This window comes from Marinobacterium sp. xm-d-530 (assembly GCF_013283365.1).
GTDB lineage: Bacteria > Pseudomonadota > Gammaproteobacteria > Pseudomonadales > Balneatricaceae > Marinobacterium_E.
Genome location: NZ_WBYM01000001.1, coordinates 55,253 through 79,908, shown reverse-complemented (window position 1 = coordinate 79,908; position 24,656 = coordinate 55,253). Strand labels below are relative to the sequence as shown.

The 24,656-nt window shown below is 48.5% G+C and carries 25 protein-coding genes; 14 read left to right on the top strand and 11 right to left on the bottom strand.

Annotation, left to right across the window (positions count from 1 at the left end; all coding sequences use genetic code 11):
* Positions 1-62: 62 nt before the first annotated feature.
* The 4 genes from XMD530_RS00405 to XMD530_RS00390 are packed head-to-tail and all read left to right on the top strand — an operon-like array spanning position 63 to position 4,183.
* Entirely contained in the window at positions 63-332 is a 270-nt protein-coding gene (locus XMD530_RS00405; protein ID WP_173480573.1) for a YeaC family protein, read from the top strand.
* Positions 325-1,167: a DUF2797 domain-containing protein gene (locus XMD530_RS00400; protein WP_173484650.1), complete on the top strand. Its 843-nt coding sequence runs from the start codon at positions 325-327 to the stop codon at positions 1,165-1,167. Before XMD530_RS00405 ends, XMD530_RS00400 begins: the two co-directional genes overlap by 8 nt.
* 11 nt (positions 1,168-1,178) lie before the next feature.
* Positions 1,179-3,782, top strand: a complete 2,604-nt coding sequence (pepN, locus tag XMD530_RS00395) for an aminopeptidase N (protein WP_173506716.1) — start codon at positions 1,179-1,181, stop codon at positions 3,780-3,782.
* A 14-nt stretch (positions 3,783-3,796) separates the two neighbouring features.
* Positions 3,797-4,183 carry a hypothetical protein gene (locus tag XMD530_RS00390; RefSeq protein ID WP_173483291.1) on the top strand — a complete coding sequence of 129 codons (387 nt, stop codon included), beginning with the start codon at positions 3,797-3,799 and terminating at the stop codon, positions 4,181-4,183.
* Positions 4,184-4,226: 43 nt separating this feature from the next.
* On the opposite strand, the gene XMD530_RS00385 is transcribed toward XMD530_RS00390, so the two are convergent.
* Positions 4,227-5,840 carry a GMC family oxidoreductase gene (locus XMD530_RS00385; RefSeq protein WP_173506529.1) on the bottom strand — a complete coding sequence of 538 codons (1,614 nt, stop codon included), beginning with the start codon at positions 5,838-5,840 and terminating at the stop codon, positions 4,227-4,229.
* 116 nt (positions 5,841-5,956) lie between these two features.
* Between XMD530_RS00385 and XMD530_RS00380 the strand changes: the two genes are divergently transcribed.
* Complete coding sequence (locus XMD530_RS00380; RefSeq protein WP_173506528.1) at positions 5,957-6,853, top strand: LysR family transcriptional regulator; 897 nt, start codon at positions 5,957-5,959, stop codon at positions 6,851-6,853.
* Here XMD530_RS00380 and XMD530_RS00375 read toward each other — a convergent pair.
* Positions 6,832-7,446 carry a riboflavin synthase subunit alpha gene (locus XMD530_RS00375; protein ID WP_173480578.1) on the bottom strand — a complete coding sequence of 205 codons (615 nt, stop codon included), beginning with the start codon at positions 7,444-7,446 and terminating at the stop codon, positions 6,832-6,834. The two genes, XMD530_RS00380 and XMD530_RS00375, sit on opposite strands and share 22 nt — an antisense overlap.
* An 80-nt stretch (positions 7,447-7,526) precedes the next feature.
* On the opposite strand from XMD530_RS00375, the gene XMD530_RS00370 reads away from it, so the two are divergent.
* Positions 7,527-8,408, top strand: a complete 882-nt coding sequence (locus XMD530_RS00370; RefSeq protein ID WP_173506527.1) for a TIGR01777 family oxidoreductase — start codon at positions 7,527-7,529, stop codon at positions 8,406-8,408.
* Positions 8,409-8,412: 4 nt separating this feature from the next.
* On the opposite strand, the gene XMD530_RS00365 is transcribed toward XMD530_RS00370, so the two are convergent.
* The gene (locus XMD530_RS00365) at positions 8,413-9,264 is read right to left on the bottom strand and encodes an ion channel (protein ID WP_173506526.1); all 852 of its coding nucleotides are present in this window, start codon (positions 9,262-9,264) and stop codon (positions 8,413-8,415) included.
* Between the two features lie 119 nt (positions 9,265-9,383).
* Between XMD530_RS00365 and XMD530_RS00360 the strand changes: the two genes are divergently transcribed.
* Entirely contained in the window at positions 9,384-10,421 is a 1,038-nt protein-coding gene (locus XMD530_RS00360) for a quinone-dependent dihydroorotate dehydrogenase (protein ID WP_173483286.1), read from the top strand.
* 27 nt (positions 10,422-10,448) lie between these two features.
* Here the strand turns inward: XMD530_RS00360 and XMD530_RS00355 are convergent, their stop codons facing one another.
* Positions 10,449-10,940 (bottom strand): peptide-methionine (S)-S-oxide reductase, encoded by a 492-nt coding sequence (locus XMD530_RS00355; RefSeq protein WP_173506525.1) that lies wholly within the window; start codon positions 10,938-10,940, stop codon positions 10,449-10,451.
* A gap of 99 nt (positions 10,941-11,039) precedes the next feature.
* Positions 11,040-11,246 carry a ribosome modulation factor gene (gene rmf / locus XMD530_RS00350; RefSeq protein ID WP_173480583.1) on the bottom strand — a complete coding sequence of 69 codons (207 nt, stop codon included), beginning with the start codon at positions 11,244-11,246 and terminating at the stop codon, positions 11,040-11,042.
* 275 nt (positions 11,247-11,521) lie between these two features.
* On the opposite strand from rmf, the gene rlmKL reads away from it, so the two are divergent.
* A complete protein-coding gene (gene rlmKL, locus XMD530_RS00345; protein WP_173506524.1) occupies positions 11,522-13,684 on the top strand; it encodes a bifunctional 23S rRNA (guanine(2069)-N(7))-methyltransferase RlmK/23S rRNA (guanine(2445)-N(2))-methyltransferase RlmL in 2,163 nt (720 codons plus the stop codon).
* A gap of 244 nt (positions 13,685-13,928) precedes the next feature.
* On the top strand, positions 13,929-15,143 hold the full coding sequence (locus XMD530_RS00340; protein WP_173505656.1) for an ammonium transporter: 1,215 nt from the start codon (positions 13,929-13,931) through the stop codon (positions 15,141-15,143).
* 351 nt (positions 15,144-15,494) lie between these two features.
* On the opposite strand, the gene XMD530_RS00335 is transcribed toward XMD530_RS00340, so the two are convergent.
* A complete protein-coding gene (locus XMD530_RS00335; protein ID WP_173480586.1) occupies positions 15,495-15,977 on the bottom strand; it encodes a peptidylprolyl isomerase in 483 nt (160 codons plus the stop codon).
* Between the two features lie 317 nt (positions 15,978-16,294).
* Between XMD530_RS00335 and XMD530_RS00330 the strand changes: the two genes are divergently transcribed.
* The 4 genes from XMD530_RS00330 to XMD530_RS00315 are packed head-to-tail and all read left to right on the top strand — an operon-like array spanning position 16,295 to position 18,816.
* The gene (locus tag XMD530_RS00330; protein ID WP_173480587.1) at positions 16,295-16,858 is read left to right on the top strand and encodes a glutathione peroxidase; all 564 of its coding nucleotides are present in this window, start codon (positions 16,295-16,297) and stop codon (positions 16,856-16,858) included.
* A gap of 7 nt (positions 16,859-16,865) precedes the next feature.
* Positions 16,866-17,855, top strand: coding sequence for an NAD(P)/FAD-dependent oxidoreductase (locus tag XMD530_RS00325; RefSeq protein ID WP_173480588.1), 990 nt, complete (start codon positions 16,866-16,868; stop codon positions 17,853-17,855).
* Between the two features lie 26 nt (positions 17,856-17,881).
* Entirely contained in the window at positions 17,882-18,568 is a 687-nt protein-coding gene (locus tag XMD530_RS00320) for a M48 family metallopeptidase (RefSeq protein WP_173506523.1), read from the top strand.
* 44 nt (positions 18,569-18,612) lie between these two features.
* On the top strand, positions 18,613-18,816 hold the full coding sequence (locus XMD530_RS00315; protein WP_173480590.1) for a hypothetical protein: 204 nt from the start codon (positions 18,613-18,615) through the stop codon (positions 18,814-18,816).
* On the opposite strand, the gene XMD530_RS11390 is transcribed toward XMD530_RS00315, so the two are convergent.
* Together XMD530_RS11390 and XMD530_RS00310 are read right to left on the bottom strand one after the other, a co-directional pair.
* A complete protein-coding gene (locus tag XMD530_RS11390) occupies positions 18,813-18,947 on the bottom strand; it encodes a hypothetical protein (protein WP_256368146.1) in 135 nt (44 codons plus the stop codon). The two genes, XMD530_RS00315 and XMD530_RS11390, sit on opposite strands and share 4 nt — an antisense overlap.
* A 25-nt stretch (positions 18,948-18,972) precedes the next feature.
* Entirely contained in the window at positions 18,973-19,548 is a 576-nt protein-coding gene (locus XMD530_RS00310; RefSeq protein ID WP_173498170.1) for a TIGR04211 family SH3 domain-containing protein, read from the bottom strand.
* Positions 19,549-19,651: 103 nt separating this feature from the next.
* On the opposite strand from XMD530_RS00310, the gene XMD530_RS00305 reads away from it, so the two are divergent.
* Positions 19,652-20,464 (top strand): mechanosensitive ion channel family protein, encoded by an 813-nt coding sequence (locus XMD530_RS00305; RefSeq protein ID WP_173506522.1) that lies wholly within the window; start codon positions 19,652-19,654, stop codon positions 20,462-20,464.
* 30 nt (positions 20,465-20,494) lie between these two features.
* On the opposite strand, the gene XMD530_RS00300 is transcribed toward XMD530_RS00305, so the two are convergent.
* The 3 genes from XMD530_RS00300 to mqo form a co-directional block, all read right to left on the bottom strand.
* Positions 20,495-22,654, bottom strand: a complete 2,160-nt coding sequence (locus XMD530_RS00300) for a hypothetical protein (RefSeq protein ID WP_371731497.1) — start codon at positions 22,652-22,654, stop codon at positions 20,495-20,497.
* A 2-nt stretch (positions 22,655-22,656) separates the two neighbouring features.
* Positions 22,657-22,962 (bottom strand): membrane protein insertion efficiency factor YidD, encoded by a 306-nt coding sequence (yidD, locus tag XMD530_RS00295; RefSeq protein WP_371731412.1) that lies wholly within the window; start codon positions 22,960-22,962, stop codon positions 22,657-22,659.
* A 78-nt stretch (positions 22,963-23,040) separates the two neighbouring features.
* Positions 23,041-24,543, bottom strand: a complete 1,503-nt coding sequence (mqo, locus tag XMD530_RS00290) for a malate dehydrogenase (quinone) (RefSeq protein WP_173480594.1) — start codon at positions 24,541-24,543, stop codon at positions 23,041-23,043.
* Between the last annotated feature and the right edge of the window lie 113 nt (positions 24,544-24,656).

Below are 24,656 nucleotides of genomic sequence, written 5' to 3'. Positions count from 1 at the left end.
CTCTCAAACGATCCTCACTATGGTATTCTGAACGCTTGAAATTTGAATGAATGGGTAGCGGTTTGAATTACGAAAAAATGATCGAAACCATGACGCCTGATGTCTATCAGGCGCTCAAAGTGGCCGTTGAAATTGGTAAATGGCCCAATGGTGAAAAACTATCTCCTGAACAGCGTGAGACCAGTATGCGTGCGGTCATTGCCTATGAGGTGGCGCGTGATATTCCAGAGGATCAGCGTGTAGGTTTCATCGATCGTACTCGTCCTGATGGAAAACAGCATGGTTCGGATCCAATGCAGCCTGACGTGTTGAGAATCCTAACCGATGACTAATGACGCTTTATCGCTGCGAGCAGAGGGTATATTGGAGAAGATGCGAGTGCATCTCGACTCTCCTGTCCGTTATGAGCTATCCCTGAACGGCGAGGCTGGTCCGTTAGTGAATGATTTTATTGGCCAACCCATTCGCCTTGAATACATCGGACAAATCAACTGCCTCTCCTGTGGTCGTAAATCCAATAAAAGTTTCAATCAAGGTTTCTGTTACCCCTGTTTCAAAAAACTTCCGGGCTGTGACACCTGTATCGTTAAGCCTGAAACCTGTCACTTTGCCGAAGGAACCTGTCGTGATGAAAGCTGGGGTTTGAAGAACTGTTTTGCCCCGCATATCGTCTATCTTGCCAACTCTTCAGGGCTCAAGGTGGGCATTACTCGCCAAACCCAGATCCCGACTCGCTGGATTGATCAGGGTGCTGTGCAAGCACTTCCGATTATGGAGGTCGATAACCGCCTGCAGTCAGGTCTTGTTGAAACGATATTTGCTAAACAGGTGGCCGATAAAACCAATTGGCGTGCCATGTTGAAAGGCGATGTTCTGCCTCTTGATCTGAAACAGGAGCGCGATCGTCTGTTTGAACTCTGTGATGAGCCCTTGCAACAGCTCATCAGTGCTCAATCTGGCGATGCGATCCGTAAGCTGGATGCAGAGGTCGTTGAAATTAACTTCCCAGTGCGTAACCACCCCACCAAGGTAACCAGTTTTAACTTTGATAAAACGCCCATTGTAGAGGGCATCCTAGAAGGGGTTAAAGGCCAGTACCTCATGTTAGATACGGGCGTGATCAACCTGCGCAAGTTTGGCGCGTACAACATTAAATTTTTCGCGTGATTGGAGAGACAATCTTGAGTGAACAACCCAACACAATTTATCTAAAAGATTACCGTGTTCCTGAATTTTTGATCGACTCAGTAGCGCTTCGTTTTGAGTTGGATGAAGAGGAGACGTTAGTCTTTGCAACATTGCAGATGCGTCGTAACCCCGACTCTCATCTCCGCAATGCCCCTCTGATTTTAAACGGTGATAAAGACCTGCAGCTCAAACGACTCTGCATTAATGACCAACAGGTGCCTGAAGGCGAGTATAAGGTAACGGCTGAGTCACTGACGATTGAGGTTGTTCCTGATCAATTTACTCTGCAAACGCTCTGTCGCATCCAGCCACAACTGAACACTGCATTGGAAGGGCTCTACCGTTCGGATGGAGTCTTCTGTACCCAATGTGAGGCAGAGGGCTTTAGACGCATCACTTATTACCTTGATCGCCCTGATGTGATGTCCCTGTTTGAGACAACCATCATTGCTGATCCCGAACAGTATCCCGTGTTGCTATCCAACGGTAACGCCGTTGATAAAGGGGTCACTGATGACGGACGTCACTGGGTTACTTGGCAGGATCCACACCCCAAACCCGCCTACCTATTTGCTTTAGTGGCGGGTGATTTAAGCTGCATTGAAGATCAGTTCACAACAGCCTCTGGACGTGAAGTTCAGCTGCAAATTTTTGCTGAACCTAAAGATCACGACAAGCTTGCCTATGCGATGGACTCCCTAAAGAGATCGATGCGCTGGGATGAAGAGGTGTATGGCCGTGAGTACGATCTTGATATCTACATGATCGTGGCCGTCGACTTCTTCAACATGGGTGCGATGGAGAATAAAGGCCTCAATATCTTCAACACCAGTTGTGTATTAGCCAGTCAAAAGACCACTACAGACCTTGGGTTTCAGCGAGTAGAGGCGGTGGTTGCTCATGAGAACTTCCATAACTGGTCAGGCAACCGTGTCACCTGTCGTGACTGGTTCCAGTTAAGTCTTAAAGAGGGCTTTACCGTCTTTCGTGATGCGGAGTTCTCGGCCGATATGAACTCGCGAACCGTGAAGCGAATCGAAGATGTGACACTGCTGAGAACGGCACAATTTGCTGAAGACGCTGGCCCCATGGCGCATGCGGTGAGACCGGAATCGTTTATCGAGATCTCAAACTTTTACACGCTGACCGTCTATGAGAAAGGCGCAGAAGTGGTGCGCATGATCCATCAGCTTTTGGGTGAAGAGACCTTCAGAAAAGGGACGGATCTCTACTTTGATCGTCATGATGGCCAGGCCGTTACGACGGATGACTTTGTGGCCGCGATGGAAGAGGCTTCAGGGCGCGACTTAACACAGTTTAAACGCTGGTATTCACAAGCAGGTACTCCTGTGGTTGAGGTCTCTGATCAGTGGGATGCTGCATCAGGAACCTACCAGCTGACCTTTAAACAGAGCTGCCCAAGCACTCCAGGTCAAGATCATAAAGCACCCTTCCATATGCCCATCCGTTTTGGACTGCTCACACAGGAGGGGACGGAACTCTCTTCAGGTGTTTTGGAACTTACGGAAGAGGTACAGAGCATTAGTTTCGAAGGCCTTTCTGAACAGCCAACTCCGTCTCTGCTTCGCGGCTTCTCAGCACCGATTAAGTTGCGTTTTAACTACACGGATGAGCAACTGCTGCATCTGATGCGTTTTGATACTGACGGCTTTAACCGTTGGGAGTCGGGACAGCGCTACTTAGTGAACAAACTGCAAGCAGGCATTGCGGGTGCGGCGGTCGAATCCAACGCAGCGCTTTTAGATGCTTGGCGAGCGTTACTGGAAGATGAGTCCTTAGATGAGGCGATGCTCGCTAAGTTATGCACCTTGCCGAGCGAAGCCTATCTGAGTGAATTAGCTGAGGTCATTGACGTTGAAGCGATTCACGCGACTCGTAAAGCTTTTGTCAAAGCACTAGGCAAAGCCCTAGCACCAGAGTGGTTGGCAGTCTATCAGCGTTGCACCTCTAAAGAGGCTTACCAACCAACTGCAGATCAAGTGGCTAAGCGCAGTCTGAAAAATTTAGCCTTGAGTTACCTGATCGCGGCTAACTATGAAGGCGCCATTGAGTTAGCAATGGAGCAGTTCAACAGCGCTGATAATATGACCGATCAACAGTCTGCACTGGCGGCACTGGTTCACTCTGAAGATGCCCAAGCAGCTAAACAGGCGCTTGCGGCATTCAAGCAGCAGTGGTCAGGTGAAGCGCTGGTGATGAACAGTTGGTTCTCACTGCAGGCCTGTGACTCCAAAGAGGGCGCTCTGGATCGAGTTAAAGCACTTGAAAACGATGAGCTATTTGATGCAAAAAACCCCAATAAACTGCGCAGTCTGATTGGTGCTTTTGCCAGTGCAAACCCAGTTCAATTCCATGCGCCGGATGGCTCGGGTTACCAATACTTGGCTGATTGGATCATTCGCTTGAATGAACAGAACCCTCAAATTGCATCGCGAATGTTAACGCCTTTAACTCGCTGGAAGCGCTATACTAGTGATAAGCAAAAGTTAATGAGAGCTCAACTGGAACGCATCATGAAGCAGAAGGCGCTGTCGCCCGATGTTTATGAAGTCGTCAGTAAGAGCTTGGTGTAATAGGAGTCATCGGTATGGCTATCTCTATCGATTCTGCGATTAAGTTTGATCTGCAACAGAACTACCGTCGTTACCTGAACTTTCTAGATCAGTACGGGGCTGAAAACGATGCACTGAAAAATGCGCGAAGCTCTAAGGTCTGGATTGTTGCATTGGTGCTACTGATTTTCGCTCTAGCCTCTGATTTCTTCTTAGGCGCGAGTGCTGCTCTGTTTGGTATCTTCTTCTATCGAGTCGTGATGGCTTGGTTGGAGGTGAGAAAAGCGGAAGAGGGGCGTGAACAGGCAGAACGCTGGTTCTCGACTAAGGGGTTTAAGTTCGAAGGACGCGTACTCTTCTTCAAAGAGGACGAAATGCTGGAAGAGCCTGTAGATCCTTTTGATGAGCGAATCTACAAATAGTCTCAATCCCAAAGGGGCAGATCATTGATCTGCCCCTTTTAGTTTAAGCGTTATCCTCAAGGATCATGTCAGACGCTTTCTCTGCAATCATAGTGATCGGTGCATGAGTATTACCCGAGGTAAGGGTTGGCATCACTGAACCATCCACTACGCGCAGACCGTCAATGCCGTGCACTCTCAATCGCGCATCCACAACGGACATCTCATCACTGCCCATTTTTGCGGTGCCGACCGGGTGGAATATTGTTGTACCGACATCACCTGCGGCCTTCGCGAGCTCTTCATCCGATTGAAACTGTGCGCCCGGTTTTAACTCAATTGGATTAAATTCACGTAAACGCTGAGTCGCCATTAGCTTGCGAGCGTGGCGTAAGCTATCTGCTGCAACCTTGCGATCGCCGTCCGTCGAAAGGTAGTTCGGTTTAATTGCTGGCGGAACATTAGGATCGGTCGATTGAATATGACAGGTACCGCGGCTCTCTGGACGCAGGTTACAGACCGAGACGGTGATAGCCGGAAACTCGTGCAGATCCTCACCGAATTTCTCAAGCGATAGAGGTTGAACGTGATACTCAATGTTCGCCGTAGCATGCTCATCCGAGGATTTAGTAAAGATACCGAGCTGACTGGGGGCCATTGACATTGGGCCTGAACGTTTTAAGAAGTATTCAGCCGCAATTTGCGCTTTACCCAACAGGGTTGACTGCCACTCATTCAGAGTTTTTGTGTTTTCAACGGTGTAGATGGTTCGCAACTGTAGGTGGTCCTGTAGGTTTTCACCGACACCAGGGAGCTCGTGCACCATCTCGATTTTGTGCTCCGCTAAAACCTTGGCAGGGCCAATGCCAGAAAGCTGTAGAATTTGTGGCGAATTGATCGCACCGGCACTGAGCAGTAGCTCTTTATCGGTCGTTACGCTCGCAACTTGCCCGTTAACGATGAGATCAGCACCCACAACGCGTCGGTTTTCAATGCGCAGCTTGGTGACTTGAGCGTGAGTCATAATGGTGAGATTAGGACGTGCTTTAACGGGGTTGATAAAGGCTTTGCGTGCATTCCAGCGAATGCCATTTTTTTGGTTAACTGGGAAATAACCTGAACCCTCATTATCACCACGGTTGAAGTCTGAGGTTTTCGGTACATCAACCTCTTCAGCCGCCTCTCGAACGGCTTCTAGAATCGGCCAGCTCAAGCGCTGCTCTTGAACGAACAGTTCCCCTTTATCATTGTGGAACTCATCAGCGGGTTGGTAGTGTCGTTCAGAGCGTTTGAAATAAGGAAGAACCTCTTGCCAGCTCCAGCCTTCATTGCCTAATGATGCCCACTCATCATAGTCACGCTCTTGCCCACGCATGTAGATCATGCCGTTAATCGAAGAGCAGCCGCCGAGTACTTTACCGCGAGGGTAGATGAGTGAACGCCCATTAAGACCCTCTTCTGCATCGGTCGAGAAACACCAGTCAGTTTTCGGATTGCCTATACAGTAGAGGTAACCCACTGGAACATGGACCCAAAACTGGTTGTCACTGCCACCCGCTTCCAGCAGAAGCACGCGGGTGTTTGAATCTTGGCTCAAACGGTTGGCTAATACACAGCCGGCCGACCCAGCCCCAACGATGACGTAATCGTAAGTTCCAAGATCTTTGACAGCATACATGGCGTTATCCTTTCTATACTTATTGGTGTGTTCACTATCTTATGATTATTTGTGCAGTAGTTTTTGATTATTTTGCTAGTTTGCTGTGCTAAATTGCACAAATGATGGATGATAAATTGAATTGGAACGATCTGCGTTACTTTCTCGAGGTCGCTCGCGCGGGTCGTTATTTGACTGCAGCAAAACGAATGGGCGTGAACCATACAACGGTGTCGCGTCGAATATCCGCTCTTGAAGATGCGTTGCAAACCCCACTGTTTGAGGCGGATGATAAAGGCTTGCACCTCACTCCGGCCGGTGAAGCTGTTTTGCCTCTGGCTCAACAGTGTGAAGACATTACTGTCTTGACCAAAGAGAGAGCGGCTTCAGATCAGCGATCCCTATCCGGGAACCTAAGAATTGGGGCGCCAGATGGTTTGGGAAACCTCTTTATAGCAAATCAATTAACCCATTTTGTCCATCGTAACCCTGATCTAAACCTACGCTTGGTACCCGTTCCACAGAGCCTTAACTTGATGAAGCGTGAGGTGGACATAGCGATCACATTGGAGCCCTCTGAGAGGCGGGATATTCATTGTAAGAAACTGACGGACTACCAGCTTTTTCTCTATGTAGGTCGTGAGTATCTGCAGAATAATTCCGTAGATTTAGAGGATATTGAATCGGTTAAACAGCACCCGTTTGCCGGTTATATTCCCGATATACTCTACACTGAGCAGTTAGGGTTTAACCGATTGATCGATGACCAACTGATTGAGCGCTTTCAGGGGGCAACGGTGATGTCCCAATTCCAGTTTATTGCTAATGGTGGAGGGTTTGGGGTGTTACCCCATTATATGGTGCAAGATGACCCGCGTTTTGTTCAGGTTCTGCCAAAGGAGATTAGCTTTATACGAAGCTACTGGCTGCTGACGCCACTAGAGCTGAGGCGTCGCGCCAATGTGCGTTCTATCTCAACTGAGTTAGAGCAGTTAATCGCGCAGCACAGAGATCAGTTTTTGCCACGCTCCTGAAGGTAACGCTCGACGGTATCGACAATCGCTTGGGTTTGAGGGTCGATCTCTAGGTTGATCAGATCACCTACCTTAGCTTTGCCAAACAGTGTGCGCTCCAAGGTTTCTGGGATTAGCCAAACAGAGAAACGGTCATCCGTTACTTGCGTCATCGTCAAACTACAGCCATTCAGTCCGACAAACCCTTTATCCAATAGATAGGGTGCCCATTGGCTCGGACGATCAAACTCAACTCGGCAATTGGTCTCTGTCTTTTCGATCGCTGTTATCGCTACTCGGTCGCAAATATGGCCCGACATTAGGTGCCCACCAATCTCATCGCCAATCTTAGCGGCACGTTCAAAATTGACCAGTGACCCGACCTGCAAATCGCCAAGGTTGGTCAGTTCTAGTGTCGATTGGATCGCATCAAACTTGGCTCTGTTACCTTCAAATGAGGTAATCGTTAAACAAGTACCATTAAGTCCGACGCTGGCTCCGATCTGGAAGTTATCACAACAGTTTTCCGGGAACTCAAGCTGCAGTGTCATAAAATTATCGGCTGGGGTTAGAGCAGTGACAGTCGCCACACCTTGAACAATACCAGTAAACATTATCGATTCTTCCTTTAGCTTTAGCAGTCCGAACGCTAGCATGGGACGTAGATAAAGCAAACAGTTAAGGGTTTAACAGCATGCACATTCTTTTGACAGGCGGTACAGGGTTTATTGGTGATGCAGTCGCTAGGGCGCTCGTCGCTCGAGGTGACAGAGTCACTCTATTGATTCACAAACGACCCTCGACTGTGCCCGGTGTTCAAACAATCTCAAATTTGTCTGACCTGAACACCGCTGTCGATGCCATTGTCAATTTAGCAGGCTTACCGATCGCCGATAAACCTTGGACTCACTCGCGAAAAGTGGCCCTGCGTGCCAGTCGTGAAGGAGTTACGGGGCAGTTAGTGCGTTGGATTGCTCAACAAGAGGTTAAACCCAAAGTGCTAGTCAGTGGCTCTGCGATCGGTTTTTACGGGGCGACTCGCAGTCATCAGGCGCTTTCTGAGGCGGATCAACCTCTGGTTCAAGACTTCTCCAGTGAGCTTTGCAAAAGCTGGGAGAACATTGCCTTAAGTGCTGAACAAGAGGGTGTCAGAGTGGCGCTACTGAGAACAGGCATCGTGCTTGGTAAGGGTGGCGCCCTGAAGAAGATGCTACCTGCCTTTAAACTGGGCTTAGGTGGTCGCATTGTCGACGGCCAGCAGATGATGTCCTGGATTCATCTAGACGATCAGGTCAACGCCATTCTATTTTTGATTGATAACCCAGATGCGAGTGGGCCTTTCAACTTGACCGCACCTAACCCAGTTTCCAACCAAGTCTTTACAGAGGAGCTTGGCAGAGTCTTGAAGCGTCCAACCTTTTTCCCAATGCCAGCTTTTATGCCCAAGTTGATGCTTGGCAAAGAGGGGGCTGCACTGCTGACTGAAGGGGTGGCTGTGATTCCTGCGAAGTTGACTCAGCACGGATTTGATTTCAAATACCCTTCACTGGATCAAGCATTAACCGCTGTTATCTAATCCTTTAATCTTTGGGTGAGCGCTTTTCAGACTCGAGCGTTTGAATCTGCTCCAACGAAGTCACCGCTTTATTGAGGTTTTGTTCTATTCGCTCTAAACGAGCTTCAAGCATCTGAAGGCGTCGCACCATAGCGTCTTCCCGGTCATTTTTCTCCTCTTCATCTTTTTCGATAAAAAAGACAGAGAAACTAGCGGTCAGCATTGAAAAGATCGCGATGCCAACCAAAATCAGAAGCATGCCAACGATACGACCCTCAAGGGTGGTTGGAACAAGGTCGCCGTAGCCGACGGTTGTCATCGTGACCCAAGCCCACCAGAAGCCATCGATCGGGTTTTTAAACGCCGGATCCAGTCCAGAGATGAGGAAGGCGGCTAGGATCAGAAATCCCAGTGCGATCGCCAGAGTTACTCCAAGGTTATGCCGGCCCAACACCGAGCGAAGGTCGCTAGATAGGCGTGTGAATATACTGGCAAAAATCAGCAATCTCAGCGATCTTAAGACGCCACTTTGTAAGCCTAAAGCGTTCAATAAAATCGGTATTCCGGTTAGCACGATGACCAGACTCATCCAGTTGCCTTTTAGGTATCGTAGTCTGTTGTCTACCAACGCCAACATAACTACCAGATCTAAGGTAAAAAAGCCCCAGATCACCCAGTCGTTGAGACCGATAATGGCGAGCTGTTCGTGATGGTTTGTGGTTTGAAAATACCAGTCGATCAGTATCCAAAACGCCAGAAATAGGAGTGGCCACTCAAAGAGTCGTCCCCACTGTTTGGCTCTGTGGTTCTCACGGACATCAACGCCTTGGACCCCTAAAATGCCCATTAAACGGTTGTGCTTATTGTGCTGAGTCACCGGTTGATCTCCTAAATAGATAGATGAATATTATTTATGACACCGGTGACTTAAGCAAACTGTCATTCAGAATGACCACTCTGTATAATTCGCCCAACTAAAATTTCGATTGGATAATCATGTTATACGACCTAGCCCGCTCTTTGATGTTTCGCTTAGATGCCGAGAAGTCTCACGACCTTGCACTGAGCAGTATGAACTTGGCCGCCGATCTGGGTATGCCGAAGCTTCTTGGTGCGAAAATGGTGGAAGCACCAACAGAAGTCATGGGCATTCGTTTTCCAAACCCCGTTGGATTAGCGGCTGGTCTGGACAAGAATGCGGGTGCTATTAACGGTTTGGCGGCTATGGGTTTTGGTTTTGTTGAAGTCGGTACCGTGACTCCTCGTCCTCAACCGGGCAACCCTAAACCCCGTCTATTCCGCATACCTGAGCACAGCGCGATCATCAATCGCATGGGGTTTAATAACCTGGGTGTAGATCGACTGATCGAGAATGTTGAGGCGTCGAACTTTAAAGGCGTACTGGGTATCAACATTGGTAAGAACAAAGATACCCCTAATGAAAATGCGGCCGATGATTACCTAATCTGTCTGCGTAAGGTCTACCCCTACGCTACTTATATTACGGTTAACATCTCCTCCCCGAACACGCCGGGTCTTCGTGATCTTCAGCAGGGTGATAGTCTCAACCTTCTTTTGGACATGCTGAAGAATGAACAGGCCCGCTTGGCAGGTATTCACGGCAAATACGTCCCGATCGCGATCAAAATTGCGCCCGACATGGATGAAGAGGGTTTCGTAACGACCGCTAATCTTCTCAAAACTTACGAGATGGATGGTGTGATTGCGACCAATACCACCATTGAACGAGGTGGTGTAGAGAGCTCTGAATTTGCAAAAGAGGCGGGTGGTTTAAGTGGTGCTCCAGTACGCAACCTATCGACTCGTGCTATCCAAATCTTGGCACGTGAGTTGGATGGTGCTTTGCCTATCATTGGTGCTGGTGGTATCACTGAAGGTTTTGACGCTGTCGAGAAGATCGAGGCGGGTGCTAGCTTGGTTCAGGTCTACACAGGCTTCATCTACCGTGGTCCTAAACTGATCACTGAAGCGGCTGAGGCGATTCGTGATCGTCGTTTGTTGGGACACCGTTAAGCTCAACGCTTTGACACTGAATAGCCGCTATCGATTAGCGGCTTTTTTGTATTTATAGAGCAGTGTTAGCGGGATGTGGCATAAACTATGATCCTCGGGATGACGTGTCAGTCGGTCCTGGTGCTCGTCATCACTTTTGACATAGTTGGATAGGGGGAGTACCTCAATAGTCAGCTGTTTATAATCCTCGCGGCTTTTGAGTATTCGGTGTGCCTCGTCCAAGTGTTCGCGCTCTCGACTGTAGATCCCCGTTCTGTATTTGGGACCAATATCTTGGCCTTGTTGGTTGATGCTGTAGGGATCGATTATTTCAAACAAGCACTCGATCAGCTCGCCTAGCGCTATCTGTTCAGGATCGAAGTCGATATGTACACACTCCGCATAGCCATCGTACTCAGCGTCTGTCCTATTAGACGTGCCATTGGCTCGGCCTGCTTGCGTGCTAATGACGCCAGGAATATGCCTCATGAACTCTTGGACACCCCATAGGCAGCCTCCAGCGAAGTAAATCTGTTCCATTCGTTCTGCTTAACATTGGTGTTTAACTGTGAAGTGAGGATCTTAAAACGAAAAAGGCTCCTATGGGTATCATTAGGAGCCTTACTTGATTAAATGTTGTTAGTGATAACTTGGATTGACCTGTATCGCTGAAACACCTGATTGGCCATTCCAGTGGGCTTCTCGCCCTTCGCGCCATCCTGTCATCCAGTGGCTGCGTAAGTCTGTCGTAGATACCGGACAATCTGACTGTGATTTACCCTCCAGTCCGGCAGTAAAACCGCGTTTGTATAGTGAATTGCTACGTTCTCGTTTTTGTCTTTTCATATATACGCCTCGTATTGAGTGAGTATCTGCTTTCGCAGTGATGTTTTGGCGACAACAATTGGTAGTCACAGTTTAGTAATAGACCAGATTGGCAATTTAAAGTAATTGTATTGCTCAATTTAAATTCCCCTTCTAATAGATTTAACCTTTTCGCTTCAGCAGCAAAGTCGGCTGAATCAGTAACTTACAGATGAAGCGTAATGCTTTAAAATAGGGACAATATAGCGGATGAAAATTTTTCATTTCATTCGGCGTTAACCAAATTGAGTGTTGAAATGAAACTATTCGTTACCTGCCCTAAGGGCGTTGAGTCTCTACTGCTAGCCGAGTTGAAGTCGATCGGTATAGAGGGGTTAAAAGAGACTCAAGCAGGGGTTCAGGTAGAGGGTGATCTCGCCACAGCCTACACGATCTGTTTGTGGTCACGTCTTGCAAACCGAGTACTGCTGCTCTTGAAAGAGGCTGATGCGACCTCGACAGAAGCTCTCTATAACGACATTAAGTCGATTAATTGGCTGGAGCACATCCGGGCTGAGGGGACTCTAGCCGTTGATTTTAACGGCCGTAATGAGTCGATTAATAACACCCACTTTGGCGCTCTTAAAGTGAAAGATGCGATTGTTGACTCCGTTCGTGAAGAGACCGGCAGTCGTCCCTCTGTTGCCAAACAGTACCCTGATCTGCGCATCAACGTTCATCTGCGCAGAACGACAGCTCAGGTAGCAATTGATCTATCGGGTGAGAGTCTGCACCGCCGTGGATACCGACTTCAAACCGGCGCTGCGCCGCTTAAAGAGAACCTTGCAGTAGCGTTATTGATGCGTGCGGGTTGGCCCAATCAAGGTGACTTTAAACAGCTATTTGATCCTATGTGTGGTTCTGGAACCTTAATCACTGAAGCGGCATTGATGATGGCTGATATTGCGCCGGGTCTGTTACGTCGTCGCTGGGGCTTTGATCGTTGGTGCCAACACCAGCCGTCTATCTGGCAAGAGATCTACCAAGATGCAAAACAGCGCCGTGAAGCAGGGCTAAACAGAGAGGGTTACCCTCGATTAAGTGGTTTTGATGCTGATTCGAGCGTTCTGCAGCGTGCAAACAACAACGCTCAAGCCTTAGGTGTCGAGTCACTCGTCCATTTTGAACGTTGTGATCTGGCCAGCTTGTCACTTCCAACGCCAGAAGATAAAGGGTTGTTAATTACTAACCCTCCATATGGCGAACGATTGGGTGATCGTTCAAGCCTAAGATTTTTGTATAGCCAGCTGGGTGATTTCTTAAAAGCCCAAGCGCATCACTGGCGTGTGGGTGTGTTCACTTCAAACCCTGAGCTTGGCAAGGTGATGGGGCTGCGTGCAGACAAGCTCTACAAGCTCTTTAATGGCGCACTGCCCAGTCAATTACTGCTTTTTACTGTCTACCCACAAGAGGGTGTGCCGCAAAACAGTGCAGATTCCAATTTGGATGTTGTGCACCAAGATAGTGCATCTCTATCTGAAGGGGCGCTGATGTTAGAGAACCGACTTAAGAAAAATCTTAAACAGCTCTCTAAGTGGGTGAAACGTGAGTCAGTTGAGGCATACCGAGTCTATGACGCTGATTTGCCAGAGTACGCGGTCGCTATCGATCAATACGCTGATCAGATTGTGGTTCAGGAGTATGCGCCGCCTGCGAAAGTCGATCCTGTAAAGGCCTTTAAGCGACTTCAAGATGTGATGGCCGTTGTAGGAAGAGTGTTTGCTTTGGGCACAGACTCGATTGTATTGAAACAACGCAAGCGTCAGCAGGGCAGCGATCAGTATCAACGACAAACTGAACAGGGTGAGACGCTGACGGTACAAGAGTATGGCTGTCTGTTCGAGGTCAACCTAAGAGATTACCTAGATACAGGTCTTTTCCTAGACCATCGTCCTGTTAGGCAACAGATTCAGTCTCTCGCTAAGGGTAAACGTTTCCTAAATCTTTTCTGTTACACCGCTACCGCCAGTGTCCATGCGGCTGCCGGTGGTGCGATCAGCACGACCAGTGTCGATATGTCGGCAACCTACCTCGATTGGGCCCGACGCAATTTTGAACTGAACAAACTGGATGCTAAACGTGCTGATTTCGTTCAAGCGGACTGTATCCAGTGGCTTGATCGCCCTCGTTCAGAGACCTTCGATCTCATCTTTATGGATCCACCGACCTTCTCTAACTCTAAGAGAATGACTGACATCCTAGATGTGCAGCGTGATCACGTCATGCTGATTAAAGGGGCAATGGCGTTGCTTGAACCCGGTGGTCTTCTGATCTTTTCAAATAACTATCGTCGTTTTAAGTTGGACTACGAGCAGCTCGACGCTTTTGAGATTGTGGATACATCTCATCGTACGATTGATCCTGATTTCAAACGTAACTCGAAGATTCACTTCAGCTTTGAGATCCGCCATAAGGCATAAAATTCGTTTAATGCCCAAAGTTGGTACGCTACTTGCTAACTAATGCACAGTCTTGCAGCACGGAGTTTGCTGAAAGTGAGTGATTAGTTTTTAAGTTATTGAAAGTAGATAGAAAAAACATTTTATCTTTTTTTATTAAGCCGTCTAAAACTCATCGCATAGTCATTAAATGCACCAAAAGTGTGCATGAAATATAGAGCTGCACCCTATATGTGCATTTCTAAGCAATTTGAGGAGATTAAGGGTGGAAACGATCAACAGTGCCGTTGAAACACTGGTACAAAGTTCCAATACACTATTCATTTTGATGGGTGCCATCATGGTATTCGCGATGCATGCTGGCTTCGCATTCCTTGAGGTAGGTACTGTCCGTCATAAAAACCAGGTCAACGCACTGGTTAAGATCATGACCGACTTCGGTTTCTCTGCAGTGGTCTACTTCTTTGTTGGCTACTGGATTGCCTACGACGTCACCTTCTTTGCCGATGCAGCCACTTTAGCGGAAGGTAACGGCTATGAGTTGGTGAAATTCTTCTTCCTAATGACCTTTGCGGCAGCGATTCCTGCAATTATCTCGGGTGGTGTGGCTGAGCGTGCTCGCTTCTACCCAATGCTTATCGCAGCTGCACTCTGTGTGGGTCTAGTCTACCCGTTCTTCGAGGGCATCATCTGGAACGGTAACTTCGGTTTCCAGGGCTGGCTTGAAGAGACCTTTGGTGCAGGCTTCCACGACTTCGCTGGTTCTGTCGTAGTCCACGGTGTCGGTGGTTGGATCGGCCTAGCGGCTGTTTTGGTTCTAGGTTCACGTAAAGGTCGTTACCGTAACGATCGTGTTGTGGCGTTCCCACCATCAAACATTCCATTCCTCGCTCTAGGTGCATGGATCCTATGTATCGGTTGGTTCGGCTTCAACGTGATGTCGGCTCAAACACTGGACGGTATCTCTGGTCTGGTTGCAGTCAACAGCTTGATGGCAATGGTCGGCGGCATCATCGTTGCGACCCTTCTTGGTAAGAACGACCCAGGCTTCATTCACAACGGTCCGCTTGCGGGTCTTGTTGCGATCTGTGCTGGTTCTGACGTTCTACACCCAATTGGCTCGCTGTTTGTAGGTGGTATTGCCGGTGCACTATTTGTTTGGCTGTTCACACTGGCTCAGAATAAGTGGAAGATCGATGACGTACTGGGTGTATGGCCTCTACACGGTCTATGTGGCGCCTGGGGTGGTATTGCAGCAGGTATCTTCGGTAGCCAAGCACTAGGCGGTCTTGGTGGCGTAAGCCTAGGTGCTCAGGTTGTGGGTACTCTTGCAGGTATCGCAGTGGCCTTGATCGGTGGCTTCCTGGTTTACGGTATTGTGAATGCAGTAGCGGGCATCCGTCTGGATGAAGAGGACGAGTTCCGTGGTGCGGATCTAAGTATTCACCGTATCGAAGCCACTTCGGATGATCGCAAATAAGCGATTGATCCCGTTGCTCTAGGGAACCTGCGAATAAGTCCATGGCATCTCAGGCTTACAGTCGAATTCATCATCAAGGCGTGGTTTCGAAGGCCTAGCGGGCTAAGTCAAGAAAGCGCAACACAGAGGGTGGATTTGACTGTAAGCCCCCAAGGGCGTGGCCTGCAATATGCATCTACGGCGTTGCTCCTCTTGCTAAGGGCTACGGCCATTAGCGGCGAGAAGCGCCTTGTATCTGCACATTTCAGGTCTCGCTGAGATACTATGGACTTGTTCGCAGGTTCCCTTGCAACAATCACAAAAAAGCCGAGTTACTTAACTCGGCTTTTTTAATGTTAGATCGATGGTGGATTAGTGGTGGTGACCGCCAGCTCCATGAACATGACCGTGCTCAACTTCTTCAGCGGTTGCTTCACGTACTTCAACCACTTCAACATCAAAGTTGAGCGTTTCACCAGCAAGCTGGTGGTTGCCATCAAGAGTGATCTGGTCGCCTTCAACTTTAACAACGGTTACAGGCTGCTCCCCCCAAGGTGTTTGAGCCATAAACTGCATGCCAACATCGATATCATCAACGCCTTGGAACGCGCTGCGATCAACTTCTTGGATCAATTCATCACGAATCTCGCCATAGCCTTCAGCCGGTTCAACGGTAACCTGAAGTGCATCACCAACCGCTTTACCAGTTAGGGCGTTTTCTAGACCGGGAATGATGTTTTGAGCACCTTGTAGGTAGACAAGAGGATCCTGTCCTACAGAGCTATCAATCGTCTCGCCCAGAGCATTGGTAAGAGTGTAGTGAATAGAGACAACAGTTTTGTCAGCGATTTGCATCTTTCTCTCCTTATATTGGAGATGCAGACCATTAGTGAATCGCAGTGCTCCGTGAATGTAGGCGACTATGCTAACAAACTACAAGGGCAGGTTGTAGGGTAAATCACCGATGACTAAGAGCCGATGACAGGCTGAAGCCAGTCACGGTTACTCCGTAGATAGTTCAAAGCACCGGTGACAGTAATTTGCTCCTGCAATTACCGCATACAGCACATCCGTGTACTTAACAGGTTTCAACCTGTCATCCTCTGTATCGGTCATCCGAAACCTCTATCTGAGCGTAAATATTGAAGTAAAAATCAACACCGAGGCGCACAATGAAGCTTATGAAAATATTAACCCTACTGGCAGCCGTTTTTGGCTTTAAAACAGCCTCAGCTGATACTTGCACTAACGTGCTGAATCATACCGTTCGTGAGCTAGCCGGTGAAAAAGAGGTCAACCTCTGCGAAGAGTACAAAGACAAAGTGGTCTTGATCGTCAATACAGCCAGTAAGTGTGGTTTTACCGGGCAGTATGAAGGTCTTGAAGCGATGCATGCTAAGTACAAAGACCAAGGCTTTGCAGTGTTAGGTTTCCCTAGCGGTGATTTCGCCAATCAGGAGTATCGTGAGGAGGGGCAGATCAGAGAGTTTTGTCGTTTAACTTACGGTGTTAAGTTCCCGATGTTTGAGAAGTCAGTGGTTCGTGGGGATCAAGCGAGCCCTCTATGGGCGGATTTGATTGCTGCGACAGGAACCGCCCCGAAATGGAATTTCTACAAGTACCTGATTGGCCGTGATGGTAAAGTCATTGATGTCTACTCAAGTGTCACATCGCCCGAAAACAGAGGCTTCATTAATACCGTTGAAAAGGCCATTGCGGTAGAGCCCAATTCATAGGATCAATATGCCAAGGATAGCTATTATCGGCGCTGGTTTAGCCGGTGCTACACTCGCCAATAGACTGACCACTTCAGGTTTTACTGTTGATCTGTTTGAGAAATCACGAGGAACGGGTGGGCGTTTAGCCTCTTCTCGCGTGGGTCAACTCTCTGCTGATCTAGGTGCTCCCTATCTAGATGGCTGTTCCAGCGAGTTTGAGCGTTTCTTAAATGCCTATGTCGACACCGGTGTGATTGAGACCTGGAGTACCACGCGCTCGGATTTTAGCCTCACACAACATGAGTCCGTTGAGTACAAGATCGGCGCGGGTCGTAACAGTCTGTTTACTCGTGAACTTCTCAAAGGTACTACTCTACACACTGAAACCCGTATAGGTGTCGTGTGGAGCGATAAGCAGGGTGTACTGATTCGAGATGATCAAGGTGAACTGATCGACTATTTTGATGCGGTAGTTGTTGCCGCGCCCGCGCCACAGGCGGTGCCACTTCTTGAAACCTCACCACGCTTTGCTCATCGCGCTGAGCAAGCAGCAACCTCAGCCAATTGGATTGCACTGTTTCAGTTAGAGACGCGACCATCGCGCTTAGACGGAGTCTCTGTGATTGAGGGAGAGCATCCAGAGTTCTACCGTATCGTGGTCGAGAGTGACAAACCTGGCCGAGAGGGGCTGTTGGTTCGAGTTGAAATGCGTGAATCTTGGAGCGAATCACACATTGATGATGATCGGGGGGCTCTGCTGAAAAAAATAGAGGGCTTATTGTCTGATTGGCTGGGTGAATCGATAGAGCCTAGCGCCTCAAAAATTCACCGTTGGCTCTACAGTCGAACTCTGCAGAGTGCTCAATTAACGGAACCTTTGTGGGATGCTGAACTTTCGATTGGCGCCTGTGGAGACTGGATTAATGAGCCCGGTTTGGCAGGAGCTTGGAAGAGTGCCAATGAATTGGCCGATGTCATTATTGACTCTTATAGTACAAGCGGTAGTCTGTCCTAACACCCGCATAGTTAAGATGGCACAGATTGATTGAGTTCGAATATACCCTAGAGCGATCCAGTAGACGTCGAACTCTGTCGATTCAAATCGATAGGGGTAGAGTCGTTGTCAAAGCACCACTATTCATTAGTGAGGCTGATATTCACCAATGGGTTCTGAGCAAACAGGCCTGGGTCACGCCTAGGCTAGTACAACAGCAGAAAGCATTGAGTAAGCACTCCATTGATCTGCATTCAGATACTCTGGTCGTTAATGGCATCAACTACCAACTTGAGAAGGTCTCTCAATTAACACCCGAAGAGCAAAGGGTTTGTCACACTGGCCGTTGCGTCAGGGTTAAAGTCAATGCGCGCTCAACAGACCAGTCGATCAGACGCCAGCTTCAAGCTTCGCTAAAGGGTGCTGCCCAACAACAGTTGATTGCACGTACAGAGCAGTTAGTGGGCTTTACTGGTTTAAAGCCCTCATCCGTCAATATCGGTAGCTATACGAGTAAATGGGGGCAGTGTTCGAGTCGCGGTGAGATCTCGCTTAACTGGCGATTGATACACCTTTCACACACTCTGCAGGACTATGTAATCATTCACGAACTCTGTCATTTGAAAGAGATGAACCACAGTCCACGCTTTTGGGCCCTGGTCAGCCGCTTCTTTCCAGAGTATCAATTGGCCAAACAAGAGATAAAAGATCGCTTCGCCTACTTAAAGTGGTAGAAGTAAGTTGTTAGACTGGCGTGACTGTTTATTAGAGGTGTACGGTGCAATCGTTTCTATTTTCGACTGAAGATGATCGTGGTGGTGTGATTTTGTGTGATATCGACACCCTTGAAGAGGTCGTACCTTACCTTCAAGCACGATTCAAAGGTGTTATTCGTGTCGAGCAGGGGCGTCGTGCATGGACCATTGAAAATGGGATCGCAGACTTTACGCCACGTCCCATTACCGATGAAGACTTAGCTTAGCGGCGACGCTTTTTCTGGCTGCGCTCTTCGATACGAATCGGCTGCAGAACAGGCTTTTTAGACTGAATATTTGTGCTGATGATGTACAGTGCTGCAGCAATACACAGAGCGCCTAGAATAACCATTTCCATAATCACTTCTCTCTGTTTTTGTTAATTAAAACCACTCATCCTGTCTCTTCTTACGACGAGGAAGGTGGGGAAGGATCAATCCAACGACCAAACCTGCTAAGGCGATCAGTCCGCCATGGGTTAACCAGCGCATTAGGTTTGATTGATCCATATTAGCGACTTGAAACTCAAGTTCGCGAATCCGTTTATCTTTGATGACAAGCTCTGTGGTCGAGTCAGTCGCTTCATCGCGGTAGCTTGCCAACTCTGTTTCGAGTTGGGTAATTTGATCGTTTCTCTTTGCCAAATCTTCACTAAGCGACGCGACCTGCTGCTTTAGATCCGGTAGCTCAGTTTGTAGAGCTGTCAATTTACTTTGCCCCTCAGCTAGGTAGCGAGTGAGAACATAACCCTCTTTGCCATCGGCCAGTTTAATCTTGGTGTAATCTTTGCCGCGCTCTAACAGAGTAACGGGATCGCCACTGCGAACTCTAGAGACGATGCGGTATTCGTAAGAGGGACCGCTGTGCATGAAGAGTTGAACATCATCGGCGATATGGTAATCAGCCGCATAGAGTGGGCTTGACATAAGAAGAGCAAATAGAGAAAAAAATGAACGCATAGATGGGAAACTGCTTTACCTAGGTTATAGTGTAGATATGGGGGTGAATTTATCACTATCAACCTTACCCGCAGCTTAAATTTAGCCTTTTGGACGATTAACTATGCCTGATTTGCAATCTCTTATGGATACCTACTTAGTCCCTTGGTCTATCAATATCGCCACGGCTTTGGCCATCTTTGTGGTGGGTCGTTGGTTGGTCAAATTTGCAACCCGACTGCTTGAGAGAGGGCTGCACCGTTCATCAATGGACAATATGCTGGTCAACTTTGTCCGCTCCGTCATCAGCATTCTGTTGACGCTGCTGGTTATCGTTGCCGCGCTGGGTCAATTGGGTGTTGATACCACCTCATTGATCGCTCTGGTCGGTGCCGCAGGTTTGGCAATCGGTCTGGCACTGCAGGACTCGTTGAAAAACTTTGCTGCGGGTGTCTTGCTGATCTTCTTCCGCCCATTCAAAGAGGGTGACTTTGTCGAAGTGGCTGGCATATCCGGCGTAGCTGAAGAGATCACGATTTTTAATACGGTGATGCGTACCGGAGATAACCGCGAAGTGATTGTGCCAAATGGTTCGATCTATTCAGGGATCATCACGAACTACAACCGTAGACCGACACGTCGTATCGATATGATCTTTGGTATCAGTTATGACGATGATCTGCGTAAAGCAAAACAGATCTTAACAGAGGTTGTGACGGCCGATAGTCGAGTCTTGGAGGATCCTGCCCCTAAAATTGCGGTATCAGAATTGGCCGATAGCAGCGTTAATTTCATTGTGCGCCCATGGGTTAAAACCGAAGACTATTGGGAGGTCCGTTGGGCACTGACTGAAGAGATTAAAGTGCGTTTTGATGCTGAGGGAATCTCCATTCCTTACCCGCAAATGGATGTTCATCTTAAAAAAGAGGAGGCCTAAAGCCTCCTCTGATTCTTTACCCTGCGGGTACTAACTCTCATCAGTTGAGAGCCCCAATCGTGCTTTCAGTGTCTGGTTTTCATGGGTTAGCTTCTGTATCTCCAAGCGATGTCCATGAATCACTTCGTACTGACGATCAACCTTCTCCTCTAATACCTTGTTCGCATTTTTTAGCTTAGCGAGCTCGTTGTTAAGCTGTTCGTTATTGTCTTGCAGCGACTCAAACAGAGGGCTGTTTTCGGTTTCTGAGCTGCTCAGCTTTAATTCGCTAGCAATGTGAGAGAAGAGCGCTTTCAGATCGGCGGATTCTCGGTCAGAGTAGCGAATAGACTCTTCAATTGCTGAATGTGCACCTGCTGCACCGATAGATCCGGCTAATCGTTGCTCGAGTAGTCGATGAAACTCCATCAATTCGACAATGGTGAAATGAGTGCGAGCACCTAGCTGGAGGTCCGTCAAAATGCTGCCAAGTACCTGATCCGCCGCATCACTGCTTAGAAAACGGTTGAGAAGAAGCTCAGCCTCTTGGGTTTTCGGCTCACGCTCAATATAGGCTTCAAGCCCAGTGGGGCGGGCATTGCGATATCGGTCCGTTAACATCTCGTTAGTGGCGTTAAACAGCTCTTCTGTCTGAGCTCTCTCAACCTTACGAGGCTTGTAGAGTTTACTGCCAACCACATACAGCGTGATGTTAAACAAGAGTGACCAGAATACGCCGTGGGCGAGTGGGGGTAAAAATTCCAGTCCAAACAGTGCATTAGGACGCAGCCATGAGTGGCCAAACAGTCCATTCGTCATAACACTGGCATCGATCCAGCCCTCACCAACCATAGGCGGTAGCACTAAGGTGAAGCCCCAGAGAATAAAGCCAGACAATAAGCCCAGTGCTGCGCCTAAACTATTCCCTTTACGCCAAAATAGACCGATTAACCCAGCGGGTGCTAACTGCAGAACTGCCGCGAACGAGATTAAACCCAATGCAACTAACAAGTAAGGTGCATCGAGTTGGTTGGCAAACAGATGGGCAATTAACGCAATGCCTAGAATGAGTATCCAGCGCAGATGGAGCAGTGAGGCGCCTAAATTGAGATCCGGTTTAAAACGACGCCAGATGGGAATCACCAAGTGGTTTGATGTCATCGTCGCTAGGGTAATTAGGGTAACGATGACCATACCCGTGGCGGCGGCGAATCCGCCTAGGTAACCCACCAGGGCCATCACCTCACTATTAGCGAGCTTAGGTATCAATAGAACGAACTGATCACCAGAGCTTTTTGGAAGCCCGAGCAACAGCCCGGCCAGTGCGATAGGAATAACAAATAGGTTGATGCCAAGCGTGTAGATAGGAAAGAGCGTCAGGGCGCTCTTGATGTGTGTCGTACCCGGATTTTCAACGACCGTGACATGAAACTGTCTTGGCAGCATCAGGATGGCGGCTGCGCCTAGTATGATTAGGGCAACCCAGGTTAAGAAACTGTCCGATCCACCAAAGCTGTAAACCGACTGTAAGTTGGCCTGCTCCGCTTGCTTGAGGAGATCGTCAAACCCATCAAACAGACCAAAGGTGACAAACAGACCCAGGGCAATGAAGGCAAACAACTTTACCAGACACTCGGCGGCTAACACGGCAATAATGCCCTGGTGACGTTCAGTCGGATCAATTTTTCGGGCACCGAAAAGAATCGTAATAAACGCGAGCGTCAGTGTGATGATGGCAGCCGACCAGCTACCTTGGGTTGCTGAGTCGTTGGTCAGTACATCAAACGCACTATTGATCGCACGCAACTGAAGAACGATGTAAGGCAGCAGCCCTAGAATCGCAATGATGGTCACCAGAGCGGCAATGCGCTGAGAGCGTCTGTAACGCGTTGATATGAAATCGGCAATGGACGTTAAACGAAAACTCTCTTTGGCCAGAACCATTTTTTTGATCGCTTTGGCACCAAAGAGTAGACCTAAAATGGCACCGATATAGATGGCAAAGAACTGGAGTCCGTTCTCGAGCGCGAATCCAACGCTGCCATAGAAGGTCCAAGAGGTAAAAAAGACCGCTAATGAGAGGGCGTAGATGGGTCCCTGGAAGCTAAGACCAGACTGTTTCCTTACCTTACGCTCAACAAAAATCGCTAATGCAAACAGAAGAGCCATGTAGAGCAGAGCAATGCCTGTAAGGCTGGCAGTAGAAAACACGATCAGTGCTCCTTGTTCTCAGGGTGTGAACAGCCGCAGCTTTGTTCGGCAAGTTCTTGTTGATAACTGCTCTCAAGCTCACTGCCTGGAACCGGATCTATCCCACCATCAGACCCTGGATGGCAGCGTCCAATGCGTTTTAAACCGAGCAGTGTGCCTTTGAGGGGGCCGTACAGTTGAATCGCTTCGATCATATAGCTAGAGCAGGTTGGGTAGAATCGACAGCGCGGACCCAGTACAGGACTGATGAACAGTTGATAGAACCGAACCGTCAGTACGAGAAGATGTTCAAAAAAATGTTTAACCACACCGGACTCCTTATTGACGCAATGGTAGTCCTTTAACGCCAATAAACCAATCCGGTGGGGTCCCAGAAATAGAAAGAGTTAGGCCGCTTGAGAGGCCTTTTTCTCATCCAGTTGTAGTGTCTCAAGCGTTTTAGCCCGCACCGTACGAAGAAGATCGCTATTGGTCGCCAATGATTCACCGTAGGATGGAATCATCTGTTTTAGCTTCTCGGACCAGTTCGACTTCTGCATGCGCTCAGCAAAGCACTCTTCGATGATCGAGATCATCGTGCTGGTTGCCGTTGATGCACCCGGTGATGCGCCCAATAGTGCCGCTATCGAACCATCAGCTGCAGAGATCACCTCTGTACCGAACTCTAGCTTACCCTTGGTTTCATTGCCCGGTTTGATGATTTGGACACGCTGACCGGCGTAAGAGAGTTCCCAATCGTTCTCTTCAGCATCTGGGAAGAAGTTGCGAAGTGACTCTACACGTGAACCGTGCGTCTGCATTACTTCACTGATTAGATATTTGGTCAGATCCATGTTGTTGCGGGCAACTGACATCATTGGCATCAAGTTGTCTGGGCTCAATGACATCGGCAGATCCATCAACGAGCCATTTTTTAGGAACTTAGTAGTGAACCCTGCAAAAGGACCGAACAGCAGTGCTTTTTCACCATTGATAACACGGGTATCCAAGTGGGGTACTGACATGGGTGGCGCACCAATGGGGGCCATGCCGTATACCTTGGCTTGGTGACGCTCGATGACCTCTTTGTTCTTACAGATCAACCACTGACCACTAACTGGGAAGCCGCCGTACCCTTCACCTTCAGGGATGCCAGATTTTTGCAACAGAGGTAGAGCTCCACCACCGGCACCGAGGAAGACAAACTTCGCACGGACTTTGTAGGTGTCTGGCTTAGCAGAGTGTTTCAGTTTGACGCACCAACGGCCATCCTCTTCCTGTTTAAGATCTTGGACTGTTGACGACAGTTTGAGTTCGAAGTTGCCACTAACTTCAAGGAAATTGACCATGAAGCGCGCAAGTTCACCAAAGTTAACGTCCGATCCATATCGCACGCGAGTAGCAGCAATCGGCTGGTTATCTTCGCGGTTTTGCATCACTAGAGGCATCCACTCGCGAATTTGCTCAGGATCTTCGCTGTACTCCATCGCCTCAAAAAGAGGGTGCTGTGAAAGTGCTTGGTGGCGCTTACGAAGGAAATCGACGTTATCTTCACCCCAGACAAAACTGCAGTGGGGCGTTGTGTTGATGAACTTCTTAGGATGAGGAAGCGCACCTTTATTCACAAGGTATGACCAAAACTGCAAGCTGATCTCAAAACATTCGTTAATTGAGAAAGCTTTGCTGCAGTTAATTGAGCCGTCAGCCTGGCGAGGGGTGTAATTCAACTCACAATAGGCTGCGTGCCCAGTACCCGCGTTATTAAGACCATCGGTGCTTTCGCTAGCCACGTGGTTGAGACGTTCGACCATCATCATTTTCAGATTAGGGTCCAGCTCCTGGAGCATAACGGCAAGCGTCGTACTCATCGCTCCTGCGCCAACTAACAATACATCTACTTCTGAATCCATAACTCGACTACCATCTGTGTGTTGAACAAATGTGCCTTACGACTCAATCTCCTATAAGCTTTTGGCAAATAGGCCTTGGAAGTGAGGCGGTGGGTAACAGATAAATGTGTCAC